General features: G+C 51.3%; 15 protein-coding genes and 1 pseudogene. 8 read left to right on the top strand and 8 right to left on the bottom strand.

Annotated elements, in window-relative coordinates:
• Nucleotides 1–41: 41 nt before the first annotated feature.
• Nucleotides 42–608: a nuclear transport factor 2 family protein gene (locus QWU00_RS06530; protein ID WP_035380244.1), complete on the top strand. Its 567-nt coding sequence runs from the start codon at nucleotides 42–44 to the stop codon at nucleotides 606–608.
• A gap of 38 nt (nucleotides 609–646) precedes the next feature.
• A complete protein-coding gene (locus QWU00_RS06525) occupies nucleotides 647–1,033 on the top strand; it encodes a hypothetical protein (RefSeq protein ID WP_222941913.1) in 387 nt (128 codons plus the stop codon).
• A 43-nt stretch (nucleotides 1,034–1,076) separates the two neighbouring features.
• Here the strand turns inward: QWU00_RS06525 and QWU00_RS06520 are convergent, their stop codons facing one another.
• The 6 genes and pseudogenes from QWU00_RS06520 to paaI form a co-directional block, all read right to left on the bottom strand.
• Entirely contained in the window at nucleotides 1,077–2,354 is a 1,278-nt protein-coding gene (locus QWU00_RS06520) for an MFS transporter (protein ID WP_035380240.1), read from the bottom strand.
• A gap of 390 nt (nucleotides 2,355–2,744) precedes the next feature.
• A pseudogene (locus tag QWU00_RS06515) lies at nucleotides 2,745–3,438 on the bottom strand (hypothetical protein).
• Between the two features lie 390 nt (nucleotides 3,439–3,828).
• Entirely contained in the window at nucleotides 3,829–5,976 is a 2,148-nt protein-coding gene (locus QWU00_RS06505; RefSeq protein WP_045542898.1) for a PQQ-dependent dehydrogenase, methanol/ethanol family, read from the bottom strand.
• An 88-nt stretch (nucleotides 5,977–6,064) separates the two neighbouring features.
• On the bottom strand, nucleotides 6,065–7,558 hold the full coding sequence (locus tag QWU00_RS06500) for an aldehyde dehydrogenase family protein (RefSeq protein ID WP_035380238.1): 1,494 nt from the start codon (nucleotides 7,556–7,558) through the stop codon (nucleotides 6,065–6,067).
• 38 nt (nucleotides 7,559–7,596) lie between these two features.
• The gene (locus tag QWU00_RS06495) at nucleotides 7,597–8,652 is read right to left on the bottom strand and encodes a SphA family protein (protein WP_166443757.1); all 1,056 of its coding nucleotides are present in this window, start codon (nucleotides 8,650–8,652) and stop codon (nucleotides 7,597–7,599) included.
• Between the two features lie 99 nt (nucleotides 8,653–8,751).
• The gene (gene paaI / locus QWU00_RS06490) at nucleotides 8,752–9,183 is read right to left on the bottom strand and encodes a hydroxyphenylacetyl-CoA thioesterase PaaI (protein ID WP_035380234.1); all 432 of its coding nucleotides are present in this window, start codon (nucleotides 9,181–9,183) and stop codon (nucleotides 8,752–8,754) included.
• Nucleotides 9,184–9,981: 798 nt separating this feature from the next.
• Between paaI and QWU00_RS06485 the strand changes: the two genes are divergently transcribed.
• From QWU00_RS06485 to paaE, 6 genes are all read left to right on the top strand, one after another.
• A complete protein-coding gene (locus QWU00_RS06485) occupies nucleotides 9,982–10,905 on the top strand; it encodes a PaaX family transcriptional regulator (protein WP_035380232.1) in 924 nt (307 codons plus the stop codon).
• A gap of 128 nt (nucleotides 10,906–11,033) precedes the next feature.
• On the top strand, nucleotides 11,034–12,014 hold the full coding sequence (paaA, locus tag QWU00_RS06480) for a 1,2-phenylacetyl-CoA epoxidase subunit PaaA (RefSeq protein ID WP_035380229.1): 981 nt from the start codon (nucleotides 11,034–11,036) through the stop codon (nucleotides 12,012–12,014).
• Between the two features lie 12 nt (nucleotides 12,015–12,026).
• Complete coding sequence (paaB, locus tag QWU00_RS06475) at nucleotides 12,027–12,329, top strand: 1,2-phenylacetyl-CoA epoxidase subunit PaaB (RefSeq protein ID WP_035380227.1); 303 nt, start codon at nucleotides 12,027–12,029, stop codon at nucleotides 12,327–12,329.
• Between the two features lie 52 nt (nucleotides 12,330–12,381).
• Nucleotides 12,382–13,173, top strand: coding sequence for a 1,2-phenylacetyl-CoA epoxidase subunit PaaC (gene paaC, locus QWU00_RS06470; RefSeq protein WP_035380225.1), 792 nt, complete (start codon nucleotides 12,382–12,384; stop codon nucleotides 13,171–13,173).
• On the top strand, nucleotides 13,170–13,667 hold the full coding sequence (paaD, locus tag QWU00_RS06465; RefSeq protein WP_150395543.1) for a 1,2-phenylacetyl-CoA epoxidase subunit PaaD: 498 nt from the start codon (nucleotides 13,170–13,172) through the stop codon (nucleotides 13,665–13,667). Before paaC ends, paaD begins: the two co-directional genes overlap by 4 nt.
• A 40-nt stretch (nucleotides 13,668–13,707) precedes the next feature.
• Complete coding sequence (paaE, locus tag QWU00_RS06460; RefSeq protein ID WP_052051361.1) at nucleotides 13,708–14,832, top strand: 1,2-phenylacetyl-CoA epoxidase subunit PaaE; 1,125 nt, start codon at nucleotides 13,708–13,710, stop codon at nucleotides 14,830–14,832.
• Between the two features lie 42 nt (nucleotides 14,833–14,874).
• On the opposite strand, the gene QWU00_RS06455 is transcribed toward paaE, so the two are convergent.
• Together QWU00_RS06455 and paaZ are read right to left on the bottom strand one after the other, a co-directional pair.
• Nucleotides 14,875–15,465 (bottom strand): TetR/AcrR family transcriptional regulator, encoded by a 591-nt coding sequence (locus tag QWU00_RS06455; RefSeq protein WP_035380221.1) that lies wholly within the window; start codon nucleotides 15,463–15,465, stop codon nucleotides 14,875–14,877.
• Between the two features lie 104 nt (nucleotides 15,466–15,569).
• On the bottom strand, nucleotides 15,570–17,609 hold the full coding sequence (gene paaZ / locus QWU00_RS06450; protein WP_035380219.1) for a phenylacetic acid degradation bifunctional protein PaaZ: 2,040 nt from the start codon (nucleotides 17,607–17,609) through the stop codon (nucleotides 15,570–15,572).
• Nucleotides 17,610–17,613 lie beyond the last annotated feature (4 nt).

Genomic DNA, 17,613 nt, shown 5'->3' with positions numbered 1-17,613 from the left:
ATAGGCCAGCGTGCGCCAGGATATGCGGAGATTGGGACATCATGACAGACGAGATTATTGCCCGTCGCATTGATGCGTTGAGCCAACGTGTCGAGCAACTGGAGGCGGAAGCGGATATTCGCCGTATCCAGGCACGTTACATGTTCCTGTGTGATACGCCTTGCCCGGAAGCAGGGGTGACGAATGATGCGGAACGTATCGATTGTATTATGGATCTCTATACTGAAGATGCAATCTGGGAAGGTGTTGGCGAATACTATACCAACCAGTTCGGGCGTTGCATCGGTAAGGCCGCGATCCGGGCCCATTTCGAGGGATTCTGGAGCCAGAAACGGGACCCGGCTCTGCTGTTGAATGTCCATTACCTTACGTCCGAGCAGATTCATGTGAAGGGCGACACGGCGGACGGACAGTGGGTGCATTGTCAGCCCTGGATATTCAAGGATGGCTCTTCACTGTTGCGGTCTAGCCGCCTTAACAATCTTTTCCGTAAGGAAGACGGTGTGTGGAAAATTTCGCGCACGCGCACAGAAAATGTGTTTATCGCACCATTGACTGCGGGTTGGGCTGAAAGCGTGCCGACACGTTCGGTGCTTATGGAGCCCTGAGTTTAGGGTAAAAAAAAGGAAAAGATGACGTGGACAATATGATAAATACCGTCACGCACGAGATTATTGAGCTACATCGGTTGTTACAGGCGTGGTTTCGTGGCGAGAATGAAGAATCGCTCTCAGGCCTGCTTGCGCATTTTGCACCAGGCTACATGATGGTAGGCGCCGCTGGACGTGTGATAACGCTGGAAGGTTTTGAAAAGGTACTTCCTTCCCTCAAAGGATCACGTCCCGGTTTGATCATGGAAATTTTTGATGTGAAAATCTGTCAGACTTTTGATGGAGGGATTCTGGCGTTCTATCGCGAAGTGCAGACGCAGGGCGAGGCGCGGACGGAACGCTGGTCAACAGTGCTATTTGTCGAGAATGCTGCCAGGACACAGCTTCTTTGGAAGCATCTGCAGGAAACATTCCTGTCCTGATTATGACAGGTCATACTTGCTGGCAGGGAAAGAGACCGCTCTGTCAGCCATATCCCGCCTTATATGCGGCCCGAGCCAATTCTTTCCGTGTTGTGGCAATGAAGGCAGCGCCGACAAGGGCAGCTCCCGTGGTGACCACTGCCAGCGAGGAGGTGATACCGTTGGCAACGGTAAAGACATGATCGTCGAGATATCCGATCAGCATTGAGCCTCCCGATAGACCGATCAGGGCATTGCAAAACAGCAACACGGCTGAAAACTGGGCGCGCATGGTTTTGGGCACGGTTTGTTGCACCACAAGAGCCGACGGTGGCATGGGAAACGATGCGAAGAAAAACGCAAAAGCCAGCAATATTAAGCAAATAACGGTGTTACCCACATATAAAGACGGAAGAAAGAAAAGAGGCACGGCAAGAGCACCGCAAATCCCTACCCGAGCAGCCGCGTCTGTATTTCCCCGCATAAAAAGCGCGTCGATGAGGCGTCCGCTGGTGTAGGCGCCTCCACATCCGCAGAGAATTGCGATGATGCCCATGACAACGCCAACGGTTTCCCGAGAAAAATGCCGGTCACGCATCAGAAGGGCGGGTGTCCAACTCATGAGAGAGAACAGGATGATGGCGGTGGCGGAGTAGCCCAGAAAATGCAGTGTGAAAAATCGCCAGCGAGACAGGAAATACTGGCAACTTGCGGCTACTCCGCTCCGGGTTGTTGTGACGGGCCGGGGACCGGGTTCCTTTATGCAGCAGCTAATGAGCAACGCGAGCGGCAGGCCGGGCAGACCGACTATCATGAAGCAGAGCTTCCATGTGGTGACGCCATGCCATGCTCCGTTTTCGTGAAGAAGGGCGATCAACATGCCTCCACAAAGGAAAGCAAGCCCCGAACCAATGAATGACCCCAGAGAAAATAAAGCTAGTGTGCGACCAAGACGTTCGGAGGGTACAATATCGGCAAGAAAAGAATAGACGGCAGGAACCAGCGCGGCCTCTCCAATGCCCACGAACATACGGGAAAGGAAAAGCTGCCAGAAATTCTGAGAAAAACCACAGCCTATTGTTGCCATACTCCAAATGATGATGCCTGCTACAATGATGGGAGGACGCCGGACGCGGTCGCTCAGCGAGGCGATGGGAAGTCCAAGAATGGAATAGAGCAGCGCGAACGCCAGCCCGTTCAGGAGAGCGAACTGGAAATCTGACAAACCGAGATCGGCTTTAACCGGACCAATCAGGAGTGCCAGTATTTGCCTGTCCACAAAAGACAGGACATAGGCGAATGCGAACAACCCGGTAGTCCACCGCACAGAAGCCTGTTTCATGAGGAAGCCTTGTTAGTATCGAATTCGAAACAATATACTATTCAAATGAAAATTCTACAATAAAAAGAAACCGATGGGCTATGGTCCAGCACTCAGACGTTTGAATGGACGATAGATATGGCGACGTGCATCTGCGCAGCGTGTCATGGCCCGATCCGCTGGTAAAGTCCTCCTTCTGCAAAATAAGCTGACATCTTGCGCAGGAGTTCACTCATAACCGGGGTCATTGTGATAGTGTGTCAGGAGGAATATCCGTAAAAAGGAGGGATCAAAGAACCATTGATTGAATTGTATGCAGGCCAATTTTGGATTCAACGTGCTGCGTAATGATGGTTCTGGTGTCTGACTTTCGCGTTGCCTTTTCGGCAGAGTGAAGCATGCTCTGGATTGTTAGGCGGAGGTGCCCAGCCGTTTCAGGAAGAGGAAGCCACGCATATCGTAGGCGATATTGGCTAGCCCAATTTTTATGGTGGCTTGTGTGATACCGACGGTGCGTATGAACAGTCCCATCTGTGATTTCTGATCGGCAAAGACATGTTCAACGTGAGACCGGATAACGGACTTACCTGCATTCCGTTGGATATGATGGGGCATGGGCTTGAGATGCGACTTTTCCCTATGAAGCTTGGGGACAAAGCCGTGCTTTTCCATGGAGGCTTCATTGGCTTTTGACCGATACGCCGTGTCGGCCCAGACATCCGATGCTATATGGCTGCGGTCGAGCCGCCCTTCTTTCACTCTTGCTCCGTCGCTGGCTGCTGCAGCTGTCGTTTTCCATTTTTGGATCAACCTGAACTTCCGGTTGATGGAAACATGGGATTTATAAACAAAGAACGGGATGGTGATATCTGTTGATGAGATCGTTCCGTCATCCTGCCGTTTTGCCTTGGTAAATTTCAGCGTCCAGCGCGTATGGCGGTTCTTGTGGGGCAGCTTTGCAGTTTGTCCTTCCAGGCCAGAGCTTTCTCCAGATCAGGACGGAACGCCTCAAAATCCACAGTCCGGGAAAATGCTTCAAGCTGATTCCCGGCCCGCTGAACCGGGCAAGGCGCTCTTCAATATCAAAGCATCCCGGCTGCTTCATGACTCATCTCCCCAATCATCATAGGAGGCATGGAATCATAGATATGAACGCAAAACCACGGGGTTTTTAGAACCCTCCATTTGTCTCACACATAACACCGCAAATCATGTGCTTCGTGGGATAGCCTTTGGCAGAAAAGCCTGATTGTTCACCGGACTCGATCGGGGCGGAAAACGTGCTGCCGCCATGCATTCCCAGATCGTTGCTGCCTCTCTGAACGATGCCGATCCCAAAACATGGTGCGCAGACGTCCTCGCCCGTATCAATGATAGGCGAAATTCACGCTTCCATGGCACTGGAAAACACTTCACCAGAGCAATAATATCATCGAAGCATGATTACGCCCGCGGCTCTCTCCGGATACTTGCCAGCCCAAGATGATACCGTGCCTTATTGTGTAACCGCATGGCCTTCTGGAATATTTTGAGGGTTAGCGCGGGCTGCTACTTCTCGCGCGTAGGTCTCATTGGCCCGTTTGATCAGGAACTGGCGGATTTTTTCAATGTCCTGGCGTGAAAGGATGTCATCAAAGCGTGCCATGCCGTACGCGGTCAGGGCTCCCCGGCCGACGACATTCTGGAATCCCGCCATGTGATGAATGGCACCTGACCAGCGCAGGTCCGGCAGGACACCACCAGAGAGCGCGTTGTCACCGTGGCAGACCTGACAGAACGTTTCGTAAAGCTGGTACCCTGCGGCAGCCTGCTGTGCATCGAATTGTGCTGGCGGCTTGACCGGTATCATCCCCCTGTCATTTTGTGGTGGGAGTTCTGCTGTACCATCCAACGCGAAAACGAGCAGACGGGAATGATTGACCGTCCAGCCCGATGATAGCGCCGTTCGTCCCATCAGCAATGGATAGATGCCGCCCCAACCGGTTTCTACAGCAATATATTGCTTGCCATTCACTTCATAGGAGATCGGCGGTGCGATAATCCCGCTCTGTGCATTGAAATTGAAAAGATCAGCCCCATTCCTTGCGTTATAGGCATGGAACTCGCCGTTCGCTAGCCCCTGGAAGATCAGGTTGCCACCCGTGGAAAGGAGGCCTCCGTTCCATGGCCCCTTGTGATCGACCCGAAAGATTTCCTTCTGTTGTTTGGGGTCCCACGCAATCAGCCACCCTGTGAGCGTCTTGAGAAAACCGTCGCGGATAGCGGGATCATCGGGAAGGCCCTGCATGCTGATTCCGAGGTTCAAGCCTTTCTGCTTCAAAGGTTGGGCGTCGGGGGTAAACACCATCGGGATCTGTTGGGCAGGAATATAGACAAGGCCAGTCTGGGCGCTATAGCTCATGGCTGCAAAATTATGTCCGCCCAGATCCCCCGGAAGGCCTGCCCAAGGTTTGCCCGTAAGGGAATACAGTGCGTCAGGAACGATATTGGGGCGGCCCGTTACGGGATCAATCTCTTTGGCCCAGTTGACGGGCACATAGTTCCTTGCCGAGATGAATTCACCTGTTTGCGCGTCTATAATATAGAAGAAACCGTTTTTTGGTGCGTGAAGCAGGACATGACGCTTTTTACCGTTGATTTCGAGATCGGCGGTCATAATGTGCTGGGTCGAGGTATAATCCCACTGATCCTGAGGCGTTTCCTGGAAATGCCAGACATATTCCCCGGTTTCTGGTCGAATGGCCACAATTGACCCAAGGAAGAGATTGTCCCCAATTCCGTCAGAACGTTGTTTATAGTTCCACGGTGAGCCGTTGCCGACGCCAAGATAGACAAGATCGGTCTGCGGATCATAAACGATGGAATCCCATACTGTTCCGCCACCGCCGGAATGGATCCATGCACCATGCGGCCCCCAGGTACGATAGGCCATGGTCATCAGGGGGGCGTCAGATGCTGCGTGGTCGGGTTGATTTGAACGGTTGGGCGTGGTGTAGAAGCGCCATTTCAGCGCCCCGGTTTCAGCATCGAAGCCCGAGACGAAGCCGCGTACGCCGAACTCCGCGCCGCCATTGCCGATCATCACCACGCCCTTGGCTACGCGTGGCGCACCATCGGTAATGTAGGATCTGATATCACCCAGCCACGCGTCTTTGGGAATTGTGTCCACCTCCCATATTTTGTGGCCGGTTTTAGCATCCAGAGCGATCAGACGGTTATCGAATGTTCCTACAAAAATCTTACCGTTCCAGTATGCTGCGCCACGATTAACGGTATCACAACAGCCGCGTACGGCGGATGGTCCCGGCACTTGAGGATCATAACTCCAAAGCAACTTTCCGCTCGCTCCATCATAGGCGCGGACCTTGCTCCAGTTTGTCGTGGCGTAGAGGATGCCATTGATCACCAGCGGCGTGCCTTCCTGACCGCGATTGGTGTCAAAGTTGCTTGACCACGCCAGTTTGAGCCGGCCAATTGTTTCCGTGTTGATCTGGTTTAGCGGGCTATAACGGTGTTCGTTATAGGTGCGTCCATGGGTCGGCCAGTTCTGTGGTGATTCCTCCGCTTGTGTGACGACAGGATCATCCGTTGCAGCCTGGCTTTGCGATAAATAAGTAACAGACAAGGTAAGGATGCCGACCATATATAAGGTCGCCCTAAACAGGAAAAAGTGCTTCATGATGTTGCTCTCGACCGGTGCTGATTTGCGAAGAGTGCTCCGGTTATTGTTTTTAATATCGCATGATCACGGATTTGATTTCCGTGAAATGATCGATGAACGCACTTCCGAATTCACGACCGATTCCAGATCCTTTTGTGCCGCCAAATGGCATGGCGGGATCGATATAATTGTGCATGTTGACCCAGACTGTACCCGCTTCAACACGAGGAATGAGACGCAGGGCCTGCGATAGATTGTTGGTCCAGAGGCTGGCAGCCAGACCGTATGGTGAGTCGTTCATGAGTGTCAGCAGTTCGTCCACGCTGTCATACGCCAGAAGAGACGCGACTGGACCGAATACTTCCTGACGCATCAGTTCGTCATTCTCTGATCGCGCCAGTACTGCCGTTGGCTGTATGTAGCAACCTGGCAGGTCAAATGCGCCGCCACCATGGATGAATGTCAGATTCTGGTCACGCGCTCGCGTGAAATACCCGATCACTTTGTTAAAGTGGGACCGATTTGCCAGCGGGCCGAAACGGCTTTCATCATCCATCGGATTACCTGGCGTGAGAGTCGCCAGACGCTTGCCGAGTTGCTCTGCTACATCATTGATCAGGGAGCGATGGACATAATAGCGTTCTGCAGAAGCACAGACTTGACCCGAATTGAGAAAACCGGCCTCAATAATGCCCTCTACCGTCTTCTCTGGCGAAACATCAGGCAAGAAACCAGCGGCATTCTTGCCACCGAGTTCGAGAGTGACCCGTTTGAAGCCAGATTGAAGGGCGGCTGTGCCGATAATTGCTCCTGTTTCCATGCCGCCGGTAAACGTGACTTTGGCAATTTTTGGATGTGTTGTGAGGGCGTGACCCACCTGCTGCCCAGGGCCGTTGATCACGTTTAGAACACCAGGGGGGATTCCTGCTTCAATCGCCAGTTCTGCAACACGTAGCATGGTGAGGGGCGTCACCTCGCTGGGCTTGATGACGGCTGTGCAGCCGCACGCCAGCGCTGCCCCGAATTTCCAGACCGCAATCATGATCGAGAAATTCCAGGGCACAATGCCTGCCACCACACCCAGTGGCTCACGCAGTGTCAGCCCGGTATATTTCTCGCCATTGGCGGAAGGGAGAGAGAGTGCAACAGTCTTGCCCTCAATTCGTGTTGTCCAGCCTGCATAATAGCGCAGGAACGATACGGCATAATCGACCTCGAAAGCGCGTGATAAAGTAATCAGCTTTCCCGAAGTCAGGGTTTCAATCTGTGCCAGTTCTTCACGATGGGCGATCATGAGATCGGCAAGCCGGTTCAGCAGCAGGCCGCGCTGGGCTGGAGAAACGTCCGCCCAGCCACCGTGAAAGGCACGGTAAGCGGAGTCTACCGCATAGTCGATATCTCCGCTCGTGGCCGTGGCAACATGTGCAATCACCTCATCCGTAGCGGGATTGGTGGTGGTGATCACTTCGTCCTGCTGAGAAACAACAGTTTTGCCGTTTATGAATTGACCGTTCAACCGATTCATGAAATCGCGAACTTGGGGTAGTATGAAAACTTCAACCATATTTTAAACGTCCTGTTCTGAACGGAAGATATTCTTGATCAGTCGAACAGGTGGATCGGTAAGGCAAATTCCACCCAGTAACGGTCGCCGCCAATTGTATTGCGGGCATCCAGGGCATGTTGCCATTTAAGGACTACGGCTGTACCGGGGGAAAAATCATAAACAATCTGCGGTCCTATGGTGAAGTTGCGCAGCTTGTAGCCGTCCATATAACGTTGCCCGTTCAGGGTGTCGTTACTTGTCTGATAGGCCCAGTTGCCGTTGACGCCAAACTGCAGTTTGCGCAATTTAGGGAACGGACGGTAGGAAATACCATAATCCATGTTGAACAGTGTACCATCATGGTAGCCTGTATCACGGTTACGGGTTGACATCTGGACTGTATTTTCAAGAGAAAACTCCCAGTTGCCAGGGGTCCATGTCACGGCGCCTTCCTCCATGAAAGTCACGCGCGTGGCAGTAACATTCGAGAAATCAGAGTGGTTGTAGGAGGAGCCCGGAAACCAGAAATCCTGTCCGAACAGCAAATGCAGGTCTCCTTTCGACCAGGTGACATAGAGGGCCTGCAGGTCGAATGATGACATGTTGAAAGTATAGCTATTCTGGCCACCAACACTTACATATTTGCGCTGGAAAACTGGCGAAAGTCCGGTGGAAAAGTGAAAGTCCCCTAGTGCAAAATTCCATGTATGCAAAAGGCGCGGCGCAAACGCGAACAGATTTCCTCCAAATGCTTCGGGGGAATGACGACCGTGGCTGTCGTTGAGGGATGTCAGCGGAATATCAGCAAGATAATTCAGAAGTTCAGTTTTTCCGAGACCCGGCATGATGGCCGGCAAAACGGTATTGACCCCCATGGGGTAGGTACTGCCACCTCCCTCAGTGGCATAAGCTGCGCGTGGAGCAGCATGTAAGCTCCACGCTGCCAATGTGATCAAAACAAAGGGCAGCGCTTTTTTGAAAAGAGAGTCATGAGTTTTTCTCAGTTTCTTGCGCTGAAGCGCCATGATGTCGTCCCGCGAGGTGCCTTGTGCGGCATGACAAGACTGAACGAAACCTTTACCCTTCGACACAGCAGAATAAGGCAGTGCCATAAGTTCCTCCATGTAGCACGTTGACCGTGCTTTTGTTGTGAACACGTTTGCCGTGTTTCTTATTATCAAAACGCTTTTCGTGTTTATTGATTAAGACCGTTATGAAGGCGGCTCGGAGAACAGGGTGCCGCCTATGGATCGGGAATGCCCGCGAAATTGCGCTATGATGGTTTCTTCCTGACTGATTTCAATGTCGTACAGGCCGGAACGCCCTGCGCGACTGATTTCCCGTGCGCTTGCGAGGAGGCGCTTGCCTGCCACGCCCGGGGCCAGATAAGTGATAGAGCAATGCGCGGCCACTGTACGCTCATTGTAGCTATTGCACGCAACAGCAAATGCGCTGTCGGCCAAGGCAAAGATAAAGCCACCATGGATTGTGCCGATGCCGTTGGTCATTTCAATGGTTGCATTCATGGCAACTATCGAAAAGCCGGGTCCTACTTCCAGGATTTCCATGCCCAGGCTTTTGCTTGCCCTGTCATTGGTCCATAAGGCTCTGGCTGCTGCGTGGGCACGTTCTTCTGGGGTCATGTCGCTTTACCATTGGTCCGAGTTACGCGCTGTTTTACGAAAACCAAGAAGCTTCCTCTAAATACTTGGCGAAAACAGGTCCTGCTTAGCTTGCCTCTGTTGAAGGCAAGCGTAGCGCTGTTGTGCACTATAAAAAGGGTTGGCTTCACGTAAGCACTCCCGCCTCAGACCGACTTGGTCTTTAATTAACCGTCTGGACGATCAATAACGATTCTGACATTACAGAGTTTCTGTCTCTGTCGCCATCACTTCTGAGGGAGGATCTTAAATTGCCACTTTCCTTTTGAAGCGCGGACCAGTTTTGAGGAGGGGGAACTGGGTGTTCTGCTAGCGTTAGGCCGTTATTCGGATACACTTTTTCAGACGGCAGGAAGAAGAGAAAATATTTCTATGTATCTGTAATTATTGGTAAAAACTATTTTAAATACATAATTTATCGTAATGGGAACAAGATTATGACAAAAAACGTGGATGGCTCAGAGATCCGATTGAGTGGTCATACAAGCAGTTTGATGAGGTAGATAAGCAGCGTTTGTAATCACCGCCTGAATAGAACTATGCTTATTGCAGTATAGGCAATATATAAACTGTTTTTTGAAGAGAAATAAAACTTTTGTCATATATGATGATGTTTTGATGAATTTATTTTAAGTCGAGGTTGCTGGCCTTTGCGATGATTGTTTGTGGCAGCTTTTTCTTCCTCAGTGGGGCTTATTGGGAAGGAAAGTGTAGACAGGACCATTATTCTCCTTGCATTTCAGCACTCAGAAAAAGCATTGGCCGAGGAATATCAGGATCATGGACAAACCGCTCAAAGATATATTGCGGCTGTTTCAGGCAGAGCCAAGCCGAACATGGTCCATTGTCATGACCTTCTTTGGGGATATGGTTCTTCCTCGTGGTGGTTCGATTGGACTGCCGACGCTTCTAAGTCTTTTTCAAGCCATGGATGTGGGCTCTGGCACAGTCAGAACAGCGTTATCACGGCTTTCTGCGGATGGATGGGTTGAGCGTACACGTATTGGGCGCAACGCTTATTATTGTTTGTCGTCCCGCGGCATGGCGCTCTCGCGTGATGCAGAGCCAAGAATCTATGGAACCTTTTCGTTTAAAACCCAGCGTAAGCTGCGCTTGGCCGTTGCATCGGCTTCCGTAAGGTCTTTGGTGGGCGATGAAGCCGCTCTTGTGGCTACACGGATGAGGGAAGCTGGATATACAGCATTTGCCCCTGGGGCATGGCTTGGGGTGGATGACGGTACTTTGCCAGATGGCATCTTCGGTCTTGACGTGGACGGCTCTCAGGTAGCCATGCAATGTCTTGCTGCATATTTTTCACTTGATGATCTCGCTCGATCCTATCTGCGGTTTGAAAAGATATTTTCTCCTCTTGCCAAAATGTGCACAGATCCTGCGGAGCAAAAAGGGGTGTTCCATCAGGATGGACTGAGTGCAGTTGTTGCGCGCACTCTGCTCATTCATGAATATCGGCGTATTGCCTTGCGTGATCCGCATCTTCCAGAAGCGCTCATGCCATCTGACTGGGTCGGATATAGAGCTCAGACTCTATGCGCCACAATCTATCGGGCTTTATTGCCAGCATCAGAAGCATGGTTGACGGAAAATGGTCGTGGCGGTGATGCTGGGCGGCTACCAGCACCAACGCCAGCATTTTATATGCGATTTCAAGAGGTAAGAGAGGCGCAGTCAGGGGACTTTGTATAGTCCTTGCTCCAGAAAAAGAAAAATAGGGAAAGTCAGTTCTGATATCACGCGCATTTTATGTTACAAGATTCGCTATTATTTTGGAAATTATGTAATGCTTTCGACTGTAAGTTTGCAGGAGAACGCTTATGTACACGCAGGCACTTAACGATCTGCCGACTCCGCATAATCTGGAAGATGCCGAAAAAATGGCAAATTTTCAGACCCGTATTGATTCGGAAGACCGGATTGAAGCAAATGACTGGATGCCAGAAGCTTATCGGCGTACTTTGGTACGCCAGATCAGCCAACATGCCCATTCTGAAATTATCGGACAGTTACCAGAAGGGGCATGGATAACCAGAGCACCATCCTTGCGCCGCAAGGCCGCCCTTTTGGCAAAAGTACAGGATGAATGCGGGCACGGCCTGTATCTCTACGCTGCCGCAGAAACACTCAATGCATCCCGTGAAGCTCTTATGGACCAGCTCATGGAAGGAAAGGCCAAATACTCCTCCATTTTCAATTATCCCACCATGACATGGGCCGATATTGGTGCAATCGGGTGGCTGGTGGACGGGGCGGCAATCATGAACCAGATTCCGCTCTGTCGCTGCTCTTATGGCCCTTATGCGCGTGCGATGATTCGTGTCTGCAAGGAGGAGAGCTTTCACCAGCGGCAGGGATTTGAAATTATGATGACGCTGGCAAAAGGTTCCGCACGTCAGAAAGCAATGGCGCAGGATGCCCTGAACCGCTGGTGGTGGCCCAGCCTGATGATGTTTGGACCACCGGATACTGACAGCCAGCATTCAGACCAGTCTACTCGTTGGAAAATCAAGCGTTTCAGTAACGATGAACTGCGTCAGAAGTTTGTGGATGCGACCGTACCTCAGGCCCAATTCTTGGGTTTGACACTTCCAGATCCGGATTTGCGTCAGGATGAGGTCACCGGAAATTGGATGTATGGCGAGATAGACTGGGAAGAATTCAAGCAGGTTATCGCCGGAAACGGCCCCTGTAATCAGGACAGGCTCGCCAGCCGCAGGAAAGCTCATGAAGAAGGTGCATGGGTAAGAGAAGCTGCAGCAGCTTATGCTGCACGGCAGGCCTCCCGCCATGCCGCTTAAGGAAATAGGACTATGAATAAAACGCTTAAGGCAACGCCGCCCGTGCAATTGTGGGAAGTATTCATTCGTAGCCGCAGCGGGCTTGCGCACAAGCATGTGGGATCTTTGCATGCTGAAGATGCCGAGCTGGCGCTTCAGGCTGCCCGTAATCTTTTTACGCGCAGAGGCGAAGGGCTTTCAATCTGGGTTGTACCCTCGCACCTGATTATTGCTTCAGACCCTTCGGAGAAAGGCATGCTGTTTGAGCCTGCATTTTCTAAAGCTTACAGGCACCCGACTTTTTACAATGTGCCTGAAGAAGTCGGGCATATGTAGCCTTTGGCTATCGTGCCATGGCACGAAGCCTGCAAGAGCAGGAAAAAATATTATGGTCACAAATACCATATCTGTTTCAGAAACCCCACAGGTGCTCTATGCACTGCGTCGAGCCGATGATGCGCTCATATTGGGGCACAGGCTTTCAGAATGCTGTGGCCACGCTCCTACCTTGGAAGAGGATATGGCTCTGGCCAATATCGGGCTGGATCTTATTGGTCAGGCGCGCGCGTTATATGCGCTAGCCGCGCTTCGTGAGCCCTCTTTAGAAGGTGGTCGTGCGAATACAGAAGATACCTATGCCTATTTGCGTGATGTTGGGCAGTATCGTAATCTTCTGTTGTGCGAATTACCAAATGGTGATTTCGGACGCATCATCATGCGTCAGTTTCTTTATTCTGCTTTCATCGATCCCTATTGGCGTGCGATGATGAAATCATCTGATGTACAATTAGCCGCTATTGCAGAAAAAGCAGAGAAGGAAACAGCATACCATCTGCGCTATACCTCTGAATGGGTTATCAGGCTTGGGGATGGCACGCCGAAAAGCCATGATCGGATGCAAGCTGCTCTGGAATTTCTTTGGTCTTATACCGGAGAAATGTTCGATACGGACGAAGCCGAGGCCATGCTGCAGGCTGAGGGAATGATTATTGATGCCTCGGCTATTCATGATGGCTGGCGAACCACGGTGCAAACTATCCTTGATCGTGCAACTCTCACCCTTCCTCAAAGTGCATGGATGCAGAAAGGTGGGCGTAGCGGCCGTCATTCAGAACATCTTGGATTTTTGCTTGCTGAAATGCAGCAACTCCCTCGTTCTGAACCGGGAGCTGTGTGGTGACACCCCAGACAGACGCCCTGTTGCGCACAAGGGTACTGCATGCTCTCGATGATGTAACTGACCCGGAAATTCCTGTTCTGACAATAGCAGATTTGGGAATTTTACGGGATGTCCAAGTGCATAATGGCGTGGTGGATGTGATCATTACGCCTACCTATTCAGGCTGCCCAGCCATGAACATGATTACTCTGGATATTGAGACGGCCCTTGCGCGCGCCGGTATTGAAAATTTTCATGTAAAAACAACACTTTCGCCCGCTTGGACAACCGCGTGGTTGAGTGAATCTGGCCGCCAGAAGCTTCTTGCATATGGTATTGCGCCTCCACAGGAAGGAAGTGGGCGTGGCAGTCTTTTTGGAACAGTGGAGGTGGCGTGCCCCCAATGCGGCTCAACAGACACCAGCAGGTTGGCGGAATTTGGGTCTACCTCCTGCAAGGCTTTGTGGCGTTGCAATACATGCCGCGAACCTTTTGATTATTTTAGGTGCCATTGAGCCCAAAGCATGAGACTTCATAAAAAAGAAAGAATAGGAAATGTCTCAAACAGATATTCTTACCGCATCAAGTGCTCAGGTTGCACGCACGGCGCGCTTCCATAAATTGCAGATTGCTGATGTGAGGCGTGAGACTCCGGATGCGGTTTCTCTTGCTTTCACAGTGCCGGACGATCTTGCTGAGGCTTACAGTTTTGTGCCTGGGCAGTATCTTACTTTGCGAACCACGCTGGATGGGGAAGACGTGCGTCGTTCTTATTCCATCTGCTCCGCACCGTCTGATGGCGAATTACGCGTGGCCCTTAAGCGTGTGGAAGATGGTGTATTTTCCACATGGGCCAATACAAGCCTGGCAGCAGGTGACACTCTGGATGTGATGACTCCTACGGGGCGTTTTGGCATTCAGCCCGATAGCACTGCGCAACGTGTTTATGCGGGGTTTGCAGCGGGTTCTGGTATTACGCCTGTTTTATCCCTTGCCAGAGGATTGCTTGCGACCGAACCGGATAGCTCTTTCTTCCTGTTTTATGGGAACAGATCAGTCGGGGATATGCTGTTTCGTGAAATGCTGGAAGATCTGAAAGACCAGTTTATGGAGCGGTTTTCGATCTTTCATGTTTTTTCAAAGGAACAACAGGATGTTCCAGCTTTGAATGGTCGGCTGGATGCAGAAAAAATAAGAACAATTCTTCTGCATGTTCTACCCACCGAAACATTGGACCATGTTTTTGTGTGTGGTCCCTCAGGTATGACCGATGATGCGCTTTCAGTGCTTCAGGATGCAGGGGTGGCGGAAGACAAGATACATATAGAAAGATTCATATCTACGTTTTCTGGAAAACCGCGCTTGCATCCAAAAGTGACGTCAGAGCAAGCGACGCAAACCGGCGTGGTGGCCACCTTAATTGTGGATGGCAAGCGCGCAGACGTGAATGTTGCTGAAGAAGAGACGCTTCTGGATGCTGCATTACGCTCCGGGTTGGATCTTCCCTATGCGTGTAAGGGCGGTATGTGTAGCACCTGCCGCGCCAAAGTGACCGAGGGGAAGGCCGAGATGACTCTTAATTTCTCACTTGAAAAATGGGAGGTAGACGCAGGTTTTGTGCTTACCTGTCAGGCACACCCGATAACAGAGCACGTTACGGTAGATTATGACGCCATGTAAGGCGTCATTGTTTTCTTACCTCAGTTTGTCACCACTCTTCTTTCAGGGGAGTGGTGCGCCAATAATACGCCCAGCCGCGAGCCTGGCATAGTCTGCACGGCTCATGGGACCATCTTCTTTGAACCATGTATAGGCCCAGTTCAGCATGGCAAATAAGGACATTGTCAACGGTTTCAGTAACATGGGAGAGGAGCCGGGGGAGGGGAGCGCTGCATTGATGGCGTCCGAAAATCGACTCACCAGAGCGCGCTCCATCGTACGGATGGTGTCTTGCTGTTCAGGGTCCAGCAGATCCATGTGGTTGAGCTGAACCTTGTGTTTTGCATTCGCATCCCGATAGGCGTTAAGGAGCGCTTCTGTCATACCGTAAAGTGTTTCTTGCGCAGTCAGGCCTGACCATTGTGTTGGATCCGTTGCGATCAGAAGTTCCTGCAGATGGGTTTCGATCAGGTCAAACAGCAGTTGCTGTTTATCTGTATAATAATGATAAAAAAGAGCCTTGGATGTTCCACAGGCTTTGGCAATCATGTTGATCGAAGCACGATCAAATCCAAGGCTTGCAAATAAATGAGCTGACCGCTCGAGAATCATGAGGCGTTTTTCTTCGTAGTCGCTTGCGCGCGGTCGCGCCATGATTGATTTCCTTTGCTGTATAGTCAGTAGATGCTAGTTTTTTATAGAAATGCCAATAAAATCAAGGGGTATGTTGGCCCCTTGATAAAAGAAAGCAGGTAGCCTCAGGCTGCGGCAGGTTGTGCGCTCATGGTCAGAAGATCGTAGCGCGCCACTGTCTCCTTGTTCTGGTTGAACAGTTCTACATCCCAGCGAACCTCCCCATAGTGAGGTTCACGAGCGGCATTTTTTGACTTTACAGTCAACCGTACCTGAATGGCATCTCCAGGTGATACAGGCTTAAGGAAGCGAAGGGATTCCAGCCCATAATTGGCCAGAAGTGGGCCGGGTGATGGGTCCACAAACAGACCCGCAGCAAAAGAGAGCAGCAAATAGCCGTGTGCAACGCGACCGGGGAAAAAGGGGTTGGCTGCTGCTGCTTTTTCATCCGTATGAGCGTAGAAAGTATCCCCCGTAAATTCAGCAAAATGCTCTATATCCTGCACTGTAATGGTGCGCGGCTGAGTATGGATGGTGTCCCCTACAGTTAGCTGGGCAAAATTGTATCGGAAGGGATGTTCCTTACGCAACGCTTCCTGCGCGCCAATGGTCCAGCGCCCTGTGAGCCGCGTGAGACGTGTTGGAGAGGCCTGCAAGGCAGTGCGCTGCATATAATGGCGAATACCCCGTATGCCGCCCAGTTCCTCTCCGCCGCCTGCACGACCGGGGCCGCCATGCACCAGGGCGGGAAGGGGTGAGCCATGGCCCGTGCTTTCTTTGGCACACTCCCGGTCCAGTATGTGCAGCCTCCCGTGGAATGAAGCCAGACTTGCCACAAGCTCTGCTGCCACATTGTCATCGTATGTGCAGAGGGTCGCGACCAAGCTTCCTTCACCCCGTTTTACCAGGCTGGCTGCGTCGGCCAGAGATGTGTAAGGCATGATGGTCGCAACAGGGCCAAAAGCTTCAGTATGGTGTACACTGGTGGCATTATGAGGATTGAGATTCTGGAGCAGGACCGGGCTCATAAAAGCTCCGCTCTGATCAGATGCATCGAGTGGATTGCAGTGCTGGGGGTCCCCGAAAACAATTTCGCTTTCCTGTGCAAGAGTTGCGACGTGGCGTCGAACATCTTCACGCTGGGCGAAGCCAGCGAGGGGGCCCATTGTCACACCTTCATGCTGTGGGTCGCCCACAACAACCCTGTCTAGCCGAGCTTTTAGTGCTGCTGTGACTTCTGCGATGATGGTCTCCGGGACCATAATTCTTCTGATCGCTGTACATTTCTGACCTGCCTTGACGGTCATTTCCTGCGTAACCGCCCGAATAAACAGATCAAACTCCGGCATATCGGGAGAAACATCAGGGCCAAGTACGGCTGCATTGAGGCTATCACGTTCGGCAATAAAGCGTACAGCATTTGCAGAAATGATTGGGTGATTACGTAATTTTTCGGATGTTGTAATGGAACCGGTAAAAGACAGAACGTCCTGCCCTTCGAGATGATCCAGAAGGTCGCCTGTGCGTCCACAAATAAATTGAAAAGCACCAGCGGGAAAGATGCCGGAGTCAACAATCATTTGGGCAACAGCATGCGCAACATAACTGGTTACTGTGGCGGGTTTTGTAATAACGGGAACGCCAGCAATAATTGCAGGCGCAAGTTTTTCAAGCATGCCCCAGCAGGGAAAATTATAGGCATTGATGTGAACGGCTACTCCTTGCAAGGATGAAAGGATATGCGTTCCCATGAATGTGCCATTACGAGAAAGTGTTTCAACTTCTTCGGCAAGTATATACTTGTCTGGAAGGTTTTTCTTGGCCATTGATGCATAGGCAAAAAGTGTTCCTATCCCGCCGTCAATGTCAAACAGATTATCGCGGCTGGTCGCGCCGGTATTAAAAGAGAGATCGTAAAGCGTCTGTTTCCGTTCTGTTAAATAGAGAGCCAGTTTTTTTATCATATCTGCACGCTGATGAAAATTCAGCTTGCGGAGTGCAGGCCCGCCTTTGTTGCGCGCATGTTGCACAAGTCCTCCAAAATCCAAACCTGAACTGGATGCCTGTGCGATGATCTGCCCGTTGACCGCGCTCTGTATATCTTCAAAACCGGAAACAGCTTTATGCCATCTGTCCTGCGCGTAAGAGGCAAGTATGGGTGTCATGACG

Source organism: Acetobacter tropicalis (assembly GCF_030644465.1).
Lineage (GTDB): Bacteria > Pseudomonadota > Alphaproteobacteria > Acetobacterales > Acetobacteraceae > Acetobacter > Acetobacter tropicalis.
Note: the sequence above shows the minus strand (reverse complement) of the source record. Positions and strands in the feature narration are given on the sequence as shown.

Coding starts and splice junctions, on each gene's coding strand:
- QWU00_RS06530 (WP_035380244.1), top strand. CDS start 42: ATGACAGACGAGATTATTGCCCGTCGCATTGATGCGTTGAGCCAACGT.
- QWU00_RS06525 (WP_222941913.1), top strand. CDS start 647: ATGATAAATACCGTCACGCACGAGATTATTGAGCTACATCGGTTGTTA.
- QWU00_RS06520 (WP_035380240.1), bottom strand. CDS start 2,354: ATGAAACAGGCTTCTGTGCGGTGGACTACCGGGTTGTTCGCATTCGCC.
- QWU00_RS06505 (WP_045542898.1), bottom strand. CDS start 5,976: ATGGTCGGCATCCTTACCTTGTCTGTTACTTATTTATCGCAAAGCCAG.
- QWU00_RS06500 (WP_035380238.1), bottom strand. CDS start 7,558: ATGGTTGAAGTTTTCATACTACCCCAAGTTCGCGATTTCATGAATCGG.
- QWU00_RS06495 (WP_166443757.1), bottom strand. CDS start 8,652: ATGGCACTGCCTTATTCTGCTGTGTCGAAGGGTAAAGGTTTCGTTCAG.
- paaI (WP_035380234.1), bottom strand. CDS start 9,183: ATGACCCCAGAAGAACGTGCCCACGCAGCAGCCAGAGCCTTATGGACC.
- QWU00_RS06485 (WP_035380232.1), top strand. CDS start 9,982: ATGGACAAACCGCTCAAAGATATATTGCGGCTGTTTCAGGCAGAGCCA.
- paaA (WP_035380229.1), top strand. CDS start 11,034: ATGTACACGCAGGCACTTAACGATCTGCCGACTCCGCATAATCTGGAA.
- paaB (WP_035380227.1), top strand. CDS start 12,027: ATGAATAAAACGCTTAAGGCAACGCCGCCCGTGCAATTGTGGGAAGTA.
- paaC (WP_035380225.1), top strand. CDS start 12,382: ATGGTCACAAATACCATATCTGTTTCAGAAACCCCACAGGTGCTCTAT.
- paaE (WP_052051361.1), top strand. CDS start 13,708: ATGTCTCAAACAGATATTCTTACCGCATCAAGTGCTCAGGTTGCACGC.
- QWU00_RS06455 (WP_035380221.1), bottom strand. CDS start 15,465: ATGGCGCGACCGCGCGCAAGCGACTACGAAGAAAAACGCCTCATGATT.
- paaZ (WP_035380219.1), bottom strand. CDS start 17,609: ATGACACCCATACTTGCCTCTTACGCGCAGGACAGATGGCATAAAGCT.